The 13,029-nt window shown below is 63.3% G+C and carries 16 protein-coding genes and 1 pseudogene; 6 read left to right on the forward strand and 11 right to left on the reverse strand.

The genetic code is table 11. The annotated features are described in order from the left end of the window. Positions 1-93: 93 nt before the first annotated feature. Together P9273_RS07700 and P9273_RS07705 are read left to right on the forward strand one after the other, a co-directional pair. Positions 94-297, forward strand: coding sequence for a DUF2934 domain-containing protein (locus tag P9273_RS07700; RefSeq protein ID WP_278048337.1), 204 nt, complete (start codon positions 94-96; stop codon positions 295-297). 13 nt (positions 298-310) lie between these two features. Continuing rightward, positions 311-448 (forward strand): hypothetical protein, encoded by a 138-nt coding sequence (locus tag P9273_RS07705; protein WP_278048338.1) that lies wholly within the window; start codon positions 311-313, stop codon positions 446-448. Between the two features lie 151 nt (positions 449-599). Here the strand turns inward: P9273_RS07705 and P9273_RS07710 are convergent, their stop codons facing one another. The 6 genes from P9273_RS07710 to P9273_RS07735 form a co-directional block, all read right to left on the reverse strand. Beyond that, positions 600-1,031, reverse strand: coding sequence for a hypothetical protein (locus P9273_RS07710; RefSeq protein WP_278048339.1), 432 nt, complete (start codon positions 1,029-1,031; stop codon positions 600-602). Between the two features lie 266 nt (positions 1,032-1,297). Continuing rightward, complete coding sequence (locus P9273_RS07715; RefSeq protein ID WP_278048340.1) at positions 1,298-1,468, reverse strand: hypothetical protein; 171 nt, start codon at positions 1,466-1,468, stop codon at positions 1,298-1,300. Further along, positions 1,452-2,108: a cytochrome c3 family protein gene (locus tag P9273_RS07720; RefSeq protein ID WP_278048341.1), complete on the reverse strand. Its 657-nt coding sequence runs from the start codon at positions 2,106-2,108 to the stop codon at positions 1,452-1,454. Before P9273_RS07720 ends, P9273_RS07715 begins: the two co-directional genes overlap by 17 nt. Before the next feature lie 525 nt (positions 2,109-2,633). After that, positions 2,634-4,913 carry a xanthine dehydrogenase family protein molybdopterin-binding subunit gene (locus tag P9273_RS07725; protein WP_278048342.1) on the reverse strand — a complete coding sequence of 760 codons (2,280 nt, stop codon included), beginning with the start codon at positions 4,911-4,913 and terminating at the stop codon, positions 2,634-2,636. 2 nt (positions 4,914-4,915) lie between these two features. Further along, positions 4,916-5,938 carry an FAD binding domain-containing protein gene (locus P9273_RS07730; protein WP_278048343.1) on the reverse strand — a complete coding sequence of 341 codons (1,023 nt, stop codon included), beginning with the start codon at positions 5,936-5,938 and terminating at the stop codon, positions 4,916-4,918. A gap of 1 nt (position 5,939) precedes the next feature. After that, positions 5,940-6,560: a (2Fe-2S)-binding protein gene (locus P9273_RS07735; RefSeq protein WP_278048344.1), complete on the reverse strand. Its 621-nt coding sequence runs from the start codon at positions 6,558-6,560 to the stop codon at positions 5,940-5,942. Positions 6,561-6,758: 198 nt separating this feature from the next. Here P9273_RS07735 and P9273_RS07740 point away from each other — a divergent pair, with 198 nt between their 5' ends. Further along, on the forward strand, positions 6,759-7,202 hold the full coding sequence (locus tag P9273_RS07740; protein WP_278048345.1) for a PPC domain-containing DNA-binding protein: 444 nt from the start codon (positions 6,759-6,761) through the stop codon (positions 7,200-7,202). 8 nt (positions 7,203-7,210) lie between these two features. Here the strand turns inward: P9273_RS07740 and P9273_RS07745 are convergent, their stop codons facing one another. Further along, the gene (locus tag P9273_RS07745; protein WP_278048346.1) at positions 7,211-7,819 is read right to left on the reverse strand and encodes a cysteine hydrolase family protein; all 609 of its coding nucleotides are present in this window, start codon (positions 7,817-7,819) and stop codon (positions 7,211-7,213) included. A gap of 174 nt (positions 7,820-7,993) precedes the next feature. On the opposite strand from P9273_RS07745, the gene P9273_RS07750 reads away from it, so the two are divergent. Beyond that, the gene (locus P9273_RS07750) at positions 7,994-8,425 is read left to right on the forward strand and encodes a GFA family protein (protein ID WP_278048399.1); all 432 of its coding nucleotides are present in this window, start codon (positions 7,994-7,996) and stop codon (positions 8,423-8,425) included. Next, on the forward strand, positions 8,419-9,432 hold the full coding sequence (locus P9273_RS07755; RefSeq protein ID WP_278048347.1) for an ATP-dependent DNA ligase: 1,014 nt from the start codon (positions 8,419-8,421) through the stop codon (positions 9,430-9,432). The genes P9273_RS07750 and P9273_RS07755 overlap by 7 nt, the downstream gene beginning before the upstream one ends. A 31-nt stretch (positions 9,433-9,463) precedes the next feature. On the opposite strand, the pseudogene P9273_RS32335 reads toward P9273_RS07755, so the two are convergent. Next, a pseudogene (locus P9273_RS32335) lies at positions 9,464-10,737 on the reverse strand (NAD(P)/FAD-dependent oxidoreductase). A 75-nt stretch (positions 10,738-10,812) separates the two neighbouring features. On the opposite strand from P9273_RS32335, the gene P9273_RS07765 reads away from it, so the two are divergent. After that, positions 10,813-11,094, forward strand: a complete 282-nt coding sequence (locus P9273_RS07765) for a hypothetical protein (protein ID WP_040996169.1) — start codon at positions 10,813-10,815, stop codon at positions 11,092-11,094. A 10-nt stretch (positions 11,095-11,104) separates the two neighbouring features. Here P9273_RS07765 and P9273_RS07770 read toward each other — a convergent pair whose 3' ends face one another. From P9273_RS07770 to P9273_RS07780, 3 genes are all read right to left on the reverse strand, one after another. Continuing rightward, entirely contained in the window at positions 11,105-11,854 is a 750-nt protein-coding gene (locus tag P9273_RS07770; RefSeq protein WP_278048348.1) for a metallophosphoesterase family protein, read from the reverse strand. Then, complete coding sequence (locus tag P9273_RS07775) at positions 11,847-12,653, reverse strand: hypothetical protein (protein WP_278048349.1); 807 nt, start codon at positions 12,651-12,653, stop codon at positions 11,847-11,849. The genes P9273_RS07770 and P9273_RS07775 overlap by 8 nt, the downstream gene beginning before the upstream one ends. Positions 12,654-12,770: 117 nt before the next feature. After that, a complete protein-coding gene (locus P9273_RS07780) occupies positions 12,771-12,932 on the reverse strand; it encodes a hypothetical protein (protein ID WP_278048350.1) in 162 nt (53 codons plus the stop codon). Between the last annotated feature and the right edge of the window lie 97 nt (positions 12,933-13,029).

The following is a 13,029-nucleotide window of genomic DNA, read 5'->3' on the forward strand; positions in this document are numbered from 1 at the left end:
CCCAACTGCAGAGCCGCCCAACCAGGCCCCGATGGAACAAACCTCCTGAAAGCTGATTGGGCACAAGCAGTTCAGCCACGAGAGGAGCAAGGTATGGACAGGGAAGAACGGATTCGCCGACGCGCCCACGAGATCTGGGAACGCGAAGGCCGCCCCGAGGGACGCCAGCAGGAACACTGGGATCGGGCAGTGCAGGAGATCGAGTCGGAAGGTTCGGAAGCCGAACGCGGCCCAGTGGCGCCCGATCCCGCGGTTGGCGTCGGCTCGGATCCGGCGGCTAACAGGCCGGGCGGCTAAGGCGTCTCGGCCGATGCGTCGTATCATTATCCTGGTCGGCATTCTGGTGATCGTAACGATCGCCGTCTGGGTCTGGGCGAACCAGAACAGCGGGCGTCCGGCCGGCGGTGCCCAGCAGCCCTCGCCGCACGCTATCGACCAGAACGGCTGAGAGGACTGCCCACCTCGCCATTTGACAGCGCCGTCTGCCCTCTGCCGCCTTGCCTGCGCGGCGCCAGACGATCATTCCCGGTGTTCTCCGCGGCCCGGCGGCGCAGGACACCGTCGCCGGCGACCTGCGTGCGCTTGGTGCCGGGCTTTCTTCAGTGCGCGAGGCGGCTTCTGAGCCAAGCGAAGAACCGGTTGCCGTTTATCAGCCTGCGGACCCGCGCCGCAGCCCAGCTGGCCTGCATCGTCGCCCCGGTATGGCAGCTGCAGACGATGTCATGCAATTGCCAATCGGAGAGTTCGAAAAAGCGCCTCGCCTCACCGTAGGTGTCCGATTGCAATCCGGCCGCGCGCAGCAGCGGATCATCGAACGCAACCGCGAGCGCGGATCCGTCCGCCCGCACCCGTTCCCGAACTTCAGGATCGACATATTCGGTCCCCGTCAGGGCCGCGAGGCACCGCGCGGGATTTCGATCGAGCAACGCCGCCCATCGCTCTATCCGCTGCCTTTTTGTTGCGAGAGGGATTGGTCCAAGCCGGTCGATGACCGCAACCGATTGAAGTTCATGCGGTGTCTGGTGCTTCATTGCTGTCTCCTGTGGTTGTGGCGGCGACATCTTCACAGCGGCGCGGCAAGTCCGGCCGGAGCCTGAAGCCAGCGCCTGCGAGGGACAGACGCGGACCGATCAGGTGTTGCCCACCGATCTCAACAGACGCCCGTCAGGCATCTGCAGCAAAACCCGAACTGCGAGCAATCTTCTATGTTCCAGAGCAGCCTGCGCGACAATGAGATGGCGCGTGAGATCGGGCGGGTTGCAGGGTTCAGCTAGATCGTAGGCCACCAGCCTACCGTTCATCGCCCGACCAGCGTCAGCCCGAACAGGATGGCGACGAAGCGGCGGAATTCGGCAGTGCCGGCGATCTCGTCCAGGCTGCGCCATGTTTCGCCGCCATGCGCCAGCCGTTTCCGCAGAGCCGCGATATCGATGGCGGAGTCGGGCCTGTCGTCAGCGATGACAGACATAGCAATCCGTCATCGTCTCGGGGCGGATGTCGAGCATCCCGATCAGCTGCCGCCTGATCTCGTCGATATCCGCAGGCGGTTGCCAGTGCATCAGGAACACGTCCTGCGGCGGACGCAGATTGGGTTCCGGATTGCGATGGCAGCCCAGACACCATTCCATGCTCAGCGTATGCGCCCGTCTCGTCAGCGGCATCTCGTCGATCTCCCCATGACAGGTCTCGCAAGCGACGCCCTTGTTGATATGGATCGCATGATTGAAGAACACGAAGTCGGGCACACTGTTGACGCGCTGCCATTCGATCGGCTTGCCGCTGGCAAGACTGGCCCGGACCGGCGCCAGCATGTCGGCGTTGGTGAAAAGCTGCGAATGGCAGGTCATGCAGACTTCGGTGGCCGGCAGACCCGCTGAAGAGGAGGTCTCGACGCCGTTGTGGCAATAACGGCAGTCGATGCCGAGCTGGCCGACATGGTGCTTGTGGCTGAACGGCACCGGCTGCGCCAATGGCTCACCTACTCCCGTCATCAGGTCCGAGCGGGGAAGGATTGTCCCGATCGCGGCGGCGATCAGCAGGGCGGCACAACTTCCCCAGATGACAAAGCGCGCAACGCCATTGGCGTTTTTCGAGAAGATCTGCGGCATCCCCTCGCCGATTCTGCTGAAGGCAAACCCAGAGTTGACGACACTTACGGTGCTTTCGCCGCCAAGGTTCCGGGGCGGCATCAGGATCACAGAATGGTGACCGCAACCCGGAACAGGTCGCGGATTTAATCGGTGACAGGTGGTTGAGTTAGGCTCGAGTCTTCAGCGCTTCAGGTCGTCGTTGCGTTCCTCGGCTGTGATGGACGGCCCCTCCGCTCCGCCGGCCGCCGGCTTCGGCGCCTGGCGAGGAAATACATCCAGATCAGAATGAGGATCAGGGGAATGCCGGCGATGGGCAGCATCCACATGCCAAGGTGAAACATAAACGACACTCTGTCGTGCTGCGGTCAGGTTGACCGTTACTCAAACCGGTGTGGGAAAAAACAGTTCCAGGACGCCGCGTCTTTCGCCCGCCGTTTCGGCGACGGCACGCTGGCTGGATATACGGATGAGCGACGGCCGCTTCCGGGCCCTGCAAAAGCCTCTTCTCGAGCGCGTTGCCGGTCTAAGGGAGTAGCAGGGCTGTCAGACGAGCAACTGCTCGATTCTTATCGGCAGGTCGCGGATGCGCTTGCCGGTCGCGTGGTAGACCGCGCTGGCGACGGCTGCGGCCGTACCGACATTGCCCAACTCGCCCAAGCCTTTCACGCCGGCCGGGTTGACCGCATGGTCGACCTCCGGAACCAGGATCACCTGCAGGTCCTTGATGTCGGCATTGACCGGCACGAGGTAGTCCTGCAGATCGCGATTCACGTAGCGGGCGTAGCGCCTGTCCACCTCGGTCGCCTCGTGCAGCGCCTGGCCAATGCCCCAGATCATCCCGCCCATCAGCTGGCTGCGCGCCGTGCGCGTGTTCATGATGCGGCCGGCCGCAAACGCGCCGACGATGCGCGGCACGCGGATTTCCCTGGTGTAGCGGTTGATGCGCACTTCGACAAACTCGGCGCCGAAGGCGTATTTCACCGAATCTTCGTCCTGCTCGCCGCCGTGGAATTCCGGCGTGCCGGCATAGAGCTTCTTCAGCGCTTCCGGTGTCGCGCCCTTGGGCGCGAACTCGGCATATTCCTCGATCGCGCCGACCTGCATGGCTTTCAGGACGTCCTCGACCTTGGCCGAGGCGCCGCTCTTGGCCACGATCTTTCCGTCGGCAAGGTCGAATTCCTCATTGTGGGAGCCGGCCAGCGGGCCGCCCTCGGCAGTCGCGGCGGCATAGAGCTTGGTTCGGATAGCATCGCAAGCTTTGAGCACCGCCGAACACACGCTGGCCGTCGAGATCGAGCCGCCTGAGACAGGTGCCGGAGGCAGGCTGCTGTCGCCCATTTCGACACTGACCTTGTCGATAGAGACGCCGAGCCGCTCGGACGCCATCTGGCCGGCCACGGTGCGAATACCCGTGCCGATCTCGTGGGAACCGCATTGCAGGCGCACATCGCCATCGACCGTCAGGCGCACGCGCGCCGCACATGGCGCGACGGCGGTTGGATAGATCGCCGTGGCGCAGCCCATGCCGACCAGCCAGTCACCGTCGCGCATCGCGCCGACCTTCGGATCGCGCTTGGCCCATCCGAAGGCCGCCGCTGCCTGGTCGTAGCACTGGATCAGCGAGCGGCTGGAGAACGGTTTCTTGCCGATCGGCTCTGTCTTCGGTTCGTTGATCCGGCGGAACTCGACAGGATCCATGCCGAGCGCCACCGCCATCTCGTCCATGGCGTTTTCCAGCGCATAGACATAAGGCGTCTCGGGCGGCGAACGCATGTAGCCCGGCGTGTTGCGGTCCGCCTGCACCAGCGAGACATGGGTCAGCACCGAACCGTAGCCGTACATGCGTCCGGTCGCCGACGTGCCGCCGACGACATAGAGATCGGGCCGAGAGGTCACCTCCCAGCCTTCATGCGCGAAAGCGGTGATGCGGCCGTCCTTGCCGGCGCCGATCCTGATGCGATGCCGCGTTTCAGCCCGGTAGGTCTGGGTGCCGAAAGCCTGCATGCGGCTTGTCACGCAACGCACCGGACGCCCGAGGCGCTTGGCGGCGACGGCCACGATCGCGGTGCGCGGCGTCATCGGCCCTTTCGAGCCGAATGCGCCACCGATGAAGGGACTTACGATGCGCACATTCGCCGGATCCATCTTCAACTGCCTGGCAAGCTCGACTTTCCATCCGGTGACGTTCTGCGAGGGCTCATGCACGACGAGCTGGTCGCCCTGCCAGTACGCAGTTGTCGAGAACAGCTCGATCGGATTGTGGTGCTGGGTTGGTGTGGAATAACGCTGGTCGATCTTGACCGCCGCCGCGGCAAAGGCGGCGTCGAAGTCGCCGGCCTTCACGTCCTCCTTGAACATCGGGCTTTTGCCGGCCGCCGCAACGGTCTTCGTGCCCGGACTGTCGAAGCTCGCGGTCGGCTTGTCCTCCTCATATTCGGCGCGGATCAGTCGGGCCGCCTCTTCGGCCGCCTCGAAAGTCTCGGCAACGGCGAGCGCGATGATCTGGCCGTCATGGAAGATCGTCCGGTCATGCAGTGGTCCGATCGATGTGGCGCTGGAATTGCCGAATTTCGGCTTGTCGACCTTGTCCATGTCGCCATAGGTGACGATGTCGAGCAGGCCCGGCACCGCGCGGGCATCGTCGAGACGAAGCTTCGCCACCTTGCCTCTGGCGATGCTGCTGGTGGCCAGCGCGCCATAGGCAAGGTTGGCGGTCGGCAGGTCGGCGGGGAAGTGCGCCTGCCCGGTGACTTTCAGCCGCGCATCGACGCGCGGCAGCGGTTCGCCCTGGTTTTCCTTGGGCCTTGGAGCGGCAACATCCATGATCACACCTTCATGTCGCGGGTTTCGAGCAGCGCGCGCACCAATGTTCGCTTGCCGAGCTCGATCTTGAATGCGTTGTGCTGGTGCGGCTGGGCCTCGGCGAAGGCGGCATCCGCCGCCGCTCCCGCCGATGCCTCGTCGAGCTTCTTGCCTTGCAGGACTTCCTCGGCTGCGCCGGCGCGCCAAGGCACGGTCGCCACGCCGCCGAGCGCAATCCGTGCATCGCGCACGGTCTCGCCGTCGAGGTCGAGCGCGACGGCCGCCGAAGCCAGCGCAAAGGCATAGGATTCGCGGTCACGGATCTTCAGGTAGAGCGAGCGCCGCGCCCATGGCAGAGCCGGTACCTCGATGGCGGTGATGATCTCATCGGCGGCGAGATCCGTCTCGATATGCGGCGTATCGCCTGGCTGCCGATGCAGCTTGGCGAACGGTATCTGGCGCGCGCCATCGGAGCCCTGGGCGTGAATGACGGCGTCGAGCGCGATCAACGCCTGGGCGAAGTCGCCGTGATAGGTGGCGATACACGCGTTGCTGCCCCCCAGCACCGCATGCTGCCGGTTGAACCCATCCATCGCGGCGCAGCCCGACCCCGGCACACGTTTGTTGCAAGCCCAGGATGTCTCGCGGAAATACTCGCAGCGCGTGCGTTGCAGGACATTGCCGGCGAGGCTTGCCACGTTGCGGATCTGGCCGCTTGCCGCCAAACGCAAACTGTCGGCAATGACCGGATAGCGCTTCTTGACCTCGCGGTGATCCGCGGCCTCGCCCATCCGCACCAGGGCACCGAACCGGATGCCGTCGCCCGTTACCCGGATCTGCCTGAGCTTTTGCTCCTCGAGCCGGTTAAGGTCGAGCAGACGGTTCGGCTCGGCGACCCCTAATTTCATATAATCGGCGAGATTGGTGCCGCCGGCGATGAACTGCGCATTGGCCCGCGTCGGATGATCGTCACGGGTCGTGAAGCTGGACGCCAGCGCGACCGCTGCGGAAATGTCGGTCGGCTGTTCATAGATGAAAGGTCGCATCTCATGCCCCTCTCGTCTCGCCGCGCGCCTGCAGAACGGCAGCGACAATGTTGGGATAGGCGGCGCAGCGGCAGATATTGCCGCTCATATATTCCCGGATGTCATTCTCGGATTCGGCGTGACCTTCATTGACGCAGCCAATGGCCGACATAATCTGGCCCGGCGTGCAGTAGCCGCACTGGAAGGCATCGTGATCGATGAAGGCCTGCTGCATAGGATGCAGCCTGCCATCAGCCGAGGCGAGGCCTTCGATCGTCGTCACATCCTTGCCGTCGTTCATCACGGCGAAGCTCAGACAAGAGAGCACGCGCTTGCCGTCGACCAGCACCGTGCAGGCGCCGCACTGGCCGTGATCACAGCCCTTCTTGGTGCCGGTGAGTCCGATATGGTCGCGCAGGGCATCGAGCAGGCTGGTTCTGGTATCAAGCGAAAGCTCATAGGCCTGCTTGTTGATCCTGAGCGACGTTACGACCGGCTGCCTCAGTTTCGCCTGGGTTGCGATCGGCGCTTCGGCCCGCGCGGTCGAGGCCAGCAACGGCGCGGTCGCAGCCGCCGAGACCGTGCCCGCCATGAACTTTCTTCGGCTGAGACCATTGGTGGACAGGGCTGAAGGCTGGGACATGGCTCGCTCCTGGCTGGCTCGTGTTGTGCGCAAACCTTTCAAGGGTGCCATTGTTCCGATGGTGAGCGTAAAACCGCGACGCTTCACCGAAGTGTGAGACTTCCCGCTCGAACCGGAGTGCCGCGAGGCCCCCCCCGCTGGAACATGCGGCGTGACCGGGCGTTCTGCCCCAGTCCATCTCTCCGTCAGCAGGGCATCATGAAATCGAAACTCGTCGCCGAGACCGCCGGACAAAGAATATTCGTGGTCGTTCTCGATCCGGGCGAGGAAGCCGTCGCGTCCCTCACCGCTTTCGCCGGTCGGAAGGGACTTACCGGCGCCTCGCTGACGGCCATCGGCGCGTTCGAGAGCGCAACGGTCGGCTGGTTCGATTTCGGCTCGAAATCGTACCGGAAAATTCCCGTGGACGAGCAGTGTGAGGTGCTGAGCGCCATCGGCGACCTCGCCGTCGACGACAGCGGCAGACCAAGCCTGCATCTCCATGCCGTGCTCGGACTGAGCGACGGATCGACCCGGGGTGGACATCTGCTCGAAGGCATCGTCCAGCCGACACTCGAAATCACCGTGACGGAAGCGCCCGTCCATTTGCGGCGCACGAAACGACCCGAACTCGGTATCGCCCTGATCGATCTCGACGCCTAAGCCGTCCGTCAATTCCAGGCGGAAAGAACGGTCTCCATCTCGACCGTCTCCACCTGCTGGGCAAAGCGCTGGTGATAGACGGTCATCAGCGCATCATGCGTGGTATCGGAAGAGCTGCAAAGCGCGTCGGTGACGAGCACGACGCGGTAGCCGATGTCGATCGCTCCCAGCACGGTGGCAAGCACGCACACATCGGTCTCTCCGCCGGTGACGATAACCGTGTCGATCTGGCGAGCGGCAAGCACAGTCTGCAACCTGCCTTCCGGCCAGGGCGAATAGACATGCTTGTCGATCACCTCGGCCGGCGGACAAAATGGCGACAGCTGCGGCAGCAACTCGATCATACCTGCACCGACATTCTCGATCGTCATCGATGCCCAGCGCTCGTAGTATCGCTTCCAGGTGCCAGCACCCTGCCCCGGCCTCGACGCCGGTATGAAGCGCGTGAAAATCGTCTGCCCGGCCTTTCTCTCCACGAGATTCACAATTCTCGGAAGGACCCTCGTAATCCAGGGCGTCGCCCATTCCGATGGCTCGGCAAACAGCCTCTGCATGTCGACACAGAGGTGGACGCAGCGGTCGCTAAGAGGACCGTAGGTCAAGCCAGGAACTGACATCGCAACACCGCGAAGGCTGGGCTCCCGACCCGGCGGGCCGGGGCAGATCGGAAAGGTTTGGAACGGGCAACGTGGTATTTCAGGCGCAAGCTTGGATCCTCGGACTGCGGACCAACGCGTTGCTTCGACAGCCGTTCCGCCGAAACACATCTGCCCCCGACGCGTTCAAGGTGGATGGAAACATCCGTAAGCTTCGCCCAAGTTGCTCCCGTCGAACGAACGGGAGGATGCCTCTGCGGTAAGGTCCGTTATCGCGTCAGCGGCGATCCGCGCGTTCACTATTGCCATTGCGACATGTGCCGCCGAGCCACCGGCAGCGCCTTTGCGGTGCTCGCCTGGGTGCCTTGCGCAAGCCTCTCCTGGCTTGATGAAGCGCCTGCCAGCCGCCGGTCCTCGCCCATTGCCAGGCGAGGTTTCTGTCGGGACTGCGGTTCTCCGCTGACCCTTTCCTACGATGCCGCCCAGGACGAGATCGCGCTGCATGTCGGAAGTTTCGACGATCCGGCGGAGCTTCCGCCTCGATACAACTACGGATCATCGCAGCGCCTCGGCTGGATCTGCTGCGGCCTCGACCTGCCCCATCACGATGCGGAAGAACGATGGTAGCGGCTTCGAGCAAAGGGTTTCCGCTGCCTCCCGGCACACCGCCGATGGAAGCGCACACCGCCGACGTGCTGCCGGAAGAGAAAGACGCCTGGCAGTACGAGCCAAAATGGGATGGATTTCGATGCCTTGCCTTCAAAGGAAGCGAGGTAGTCGAACTGCGGGCGAAATCCGGCAAGCCTCTCGGCCGCTATTTTCCGGAACTGACCGCCATGTTGCGCGGCCTGAGTGCAAAGGATTTCGTTGTCGACGGGGAGATCGTGATCGAAATCGGCGGCAACGCCTCCTTCGACGCGCTGCAGATGCGGCTGCACCCGGCAGAGAGCCGTATCCGCAAGCTGAGCATGGAGACGCCGGCCCGGCTGATCCTGTTCGACATGCTGGTCGCGCCGGGCGGCAAGATTATGCTCGAAAGACCCTTGGCCGATCGGCGCGACGCTTTGGAGGCCTTTCTGTCCAAGGCACCGAATGCCGCACTCCGTCTGTCGCCATTCACCACCAATATCGCCACAGCCAGGCAATGGCTGCAAGGCGCCGGCCATGGCTCGACCGATGGCGTCGTCGCCAAGAGGCTCGACGAACCATATCGGCCAGGCGAGCGTGCGATGATCAAAGTCAAACGGCTGCGCACGGCCGACTGCGTGGTCGGCGGCTTCCGCTATCTGAACGGCAGACGGCAGGTCGGGTCGCTGCTGCTCGGCCTCTATAACGACCAAGGGCAGCTCGATCACGTCGGCTTCACATCGACCATTGCCAATGACGACCGCGCTGAGCTGACGAGCAAGCTTGAGGCGTTGCGCGGTGGGCCCGGCTTCACCGGCAAGGCGCCCGGCGGGCCAAGTCGCTGGAGCACCGAACGCAGCGGTGAATGGGAGCCGGTAAAGCCGGAATTGGTGGTCGAAGTTCGTTTCGACCACGTCACCGGCGACCGCTTCCGGCATGGCACCAGACTGTTACGCTGGCGGCCTGACAAAGCGCCGCGCCAGTGCACGTTCGAGCAGATCGAATAGAGCGACCGCTGGCGACCTTAAGCCCGGAGGATTAATTCTTGAACGCGAACAGACTTGCGTCCGCGTCCTCCCTGCCGGCGATGGAAGCCGAGATGATCTCGGACGCGATCTGTGAAAAAGTGATCCCGTTTCCGCCATAACCCATCACCGCATGCACTCGGGGGTGTCCTGGCACGCTGCCGATAATCGGCAGTCCGGTACCGGTGGCGCCGAACGAGCCGCTCCAGGCGAATTCAGCCGCCGTGTCGAGTTGCGCGAAAATTTCCCCGAGTTTCTCCTCAAGGCGGTCCGTCTTTTGAGCGATCAGGGCGTCGCGCCGTTCCTCGTCGGTGAACTTCTCGTCTTCGCCGCCGCATATGACGCGGCCGTCGGACGTCGCCCTGATGTAGAGATAGGGATCGGAAGCCTCCCAGATCAGGGCGGTGAGCGGCCAAAGTTTTTTGGGCTGCGGCCGTGTTGCGATCGCCCATGTCGAGATGATGCGATGGTCCATTCTCGGCACGATATCGAGCAGTTCGTATCCGGTCGTGAGAACGAGATGGCGAGCCTTGATTGCCGGGCCATCTCGGGTCGACACCGTCACGCCGACGCGATTGTCGTCGATAGCAATCGCCTCCGCCGGCGCATAGAAACGCGCCTTCCGCTCCAGCGCTCTCCTGAGCAGTCCGGATGTCAGTTTGCGCGGATCGAGCGCCAGATTGCCGTGGCTTAGAATCGCTGCGGTCCGGTCTATCCCGAACTCTTCTTTCATTTTTTGCGTGTCAGGAGTGACGCTCCAATGCCCGCCTGGCGGCGCGCTTCCGCCTCGCGTCGCAGGTCCGACGCATCGAGCCGATTGCCGGCCAGATAAAGCGACGGCGTATCCGCCGACCGGCAGCGGATATCGAGTCCGGTGATGCGCTCGCGCAGGTTGAGCAGCGACAGCCGCGAGCGCCGCCAGGCCTGTCGAGCGGCATCGCCCCCGATCATCCTGCACAGACTGATGAGCGGCTGATCGATTTCGAACTGGACCAGCGCCGTCGTGGCTGCCGTTGACCCTTTCAGCGGCCCGCGCCTGTCGATGCAAATCACGGAATGGCCATCGCGGGTCAGCACTTCGGCCATCGTTGCGCCGCTGATCCCCACGCCGACGACCAGGACATCCGTCTTTGCATCTCGGGTCAGGCGACCCGCCGGCACTGCGGCTGAGCGATAGGCGCACCAGACGGGTGTGCCGCCGGTGAGATCGAGCTTGCGGGGCATGAAAGTTCCCGGTTCCGCACGATAAGTCGGAAAAGCACCCTGCCGTTCCCGGGCTCCAACCATTCCGCAGCGGACAGGAAGCGGAACAACTCTTCCTGCGGGAGGTTCTTCAGTCGAAACTCAGCATTGGAGAACGTCATGGACCCGCGCGATAAACAGCGGCCTGCAAGGACCGAAGAAACCGAAGCGCCGACCATCGAGCAACAGGACTGGGATGCTCTGGAGGGTGGTAGAATCCTGCCTGACAGCGTTGCCGTGAACGGTGACCCTCAGGATGATGCTGAAGCGGAAGGTAACCTTCCCGAAGAGGATGACGACAACCCCTTCCAGGGCAGCGACGAAGCGCTGCCTGACGACGAGGAGGAACGCGTCCTGTCCAAGGATCCTTCCAAAGAAGGCAGCCGGTTCGACGAAGTCTAGGGGCGACGGTTCAGATTTCGAGCAGTGCGTAAGGCCGGCCCGTCGGCTTCGTGATGTGCATGGCGACGTTGTAGACTTTGGCGCCGCCGGGGGTTTGGCCTTCAAAAGTGCCACGGTGAGCATGTCCATGCACGACGGCGCTCACCTTGAAGCGGTCGATCGTTTCCGCCAGCCGGGAAGAGCCGAGGAACGGAAAGATTTCCGGCGGCTCGCCGGCGACGGTCTCCACAATTGGCGCATAGTGAAGGACCACCAGCGTGCGCTTGGCGCGGACTTGCCGCATGGCATTCTCCAGCCGCATCGCTTCATTGACGCTCTCGGCCACCATGGTCTTGATTGCCGGCTCGCCGAAGGAGCCAAGCATTCTTGGCCCGAAGCCGCCGATAAAACCCTTAACGCCGACAAAGCCGACATCCATCAGTTCCGTCGCCTGACCATCGAGGAGGTAGACACCGGCCTGACGGAGGGTCGCCGCGATCTGGTCAACGCAGCCTGACTCGTAGTCGTGATTGCCGAGCACGGCCACGACGGGGATCGAGCAGGCGCGCAGATCTTCGGCGAGAAGCTCAGCCTCCTTGGGCTTGCCCAGATTGGTGAGATCGCCGGTAAGCACAAGGATGTCGGCCTCGCGCGAAACCTCGCCGAACAGATCGCGGTAGGACGTCTGCGAATCTTCCTGAACATGCAGATCGCCCATGGCGGCGACTTTGAGCTTGCCGTTACCGTTCGCTTTGCGGCCTGCATTGCTCCGTTCAGCCATCGCGAAATTCTCCAACGCCACCGACGCCCGCAAAGCCCCATTCCTTGACGTCGATCTCGTAGTCGACCTGCGACAGCAGCCGGCCGCGGCAGATCTTCATCTTCGGCGACGGCAGCCGCCGCTGTGTGGCCAGCCGCTTGAGCAGATCGTCGAGCAGCCAGTCGGGGATAAGGTCGCGCTCGCTCGGATAGATCCAGCGGAAGTTGAGCAGCTGCATCAAAAGCACCTCCCAGTGGATGTCGAGGTAGGAAAGCAGCCTGTGCCAGTCGATCTGGTCATGTGCCTTGAGGATGGTGTGGGCGATGTCGGCGCCATCGTGACGACCCCTGTCCTGGATGAAGCATTTCGACCAGATGAGCTCCGTCGGTCCGATGATCCGGACACGGCTGCCGAGCAGCTCGACCTGGCGGGCATGTTCCAGCCATTGGTCCTCGACCTGCATGGTGCCGTTGGCTGATGCAAAGATCACATCGAAGAAATGCGGGCCTTCGAAGACCTTCCCCAACCAGCGATCATCCTCGATTTCGACGGCGTAGCCGATATCCTTGAAATGGGTGAGGATGCGCGGGCAATCGCCGGCCTTGCAGAAGATATCGAGGTCCTTGGTCTGGCGTACGACGCCGGTATAGGCGCTTACCGCATAGGTCCCGGCAACCAGGAAGGGAATGTCGGTGGCGGCGAGTTCGCGGATCGCGTTCGTGTAGAAGGCCTCCGCCTCGGCGCTCTTCAGCGTCGGCTCCGCCTTTGCGTCGATCACCGGCAGCGTCGCCAGCACTCCCGGCAACTCGTCACTGGTCATCAACCGTTGCTCCGGCCTTTGATCTTCATCCACCTGTTCCGGTAAACAGCGGTAGTGCGGCGTTGTTCCGCGCTCGACGCCAGACTTCCATGACGAGCCTCGCCAGGACAGACGCGCTTAGTCCCCTTCCTCTCGATAGAGGCGTTCGACCGCTCGATCGCTCTCGCGCCGCTCCGCCGGTCCTCGGCGACGGCGGGTAACGAGCACGTAGACGATCGCAAGCAGGAGAATGAGGGGACCGCCCGCGACGACGACGAGCCACAAATCGGTGCCGGACATTGGTCTTTCCTTCCCGCTCGAAGGTACCGCCCCGGCAACGAGGATGTTGCCCGGTTCCGTGGGCTAACCAGTGAAGGGTTCAAATGTTCCGGCCGGC

The organism is Mesorhizobium sp. WSM4935 (genome assembly GCF_029625735.1).
Taxonomy (GTDB): Bacteria; Pseudomonadota; Alphaproteobacteria; order Rhizobiales; family Rhizobiaceae; genus Mesorhizobium.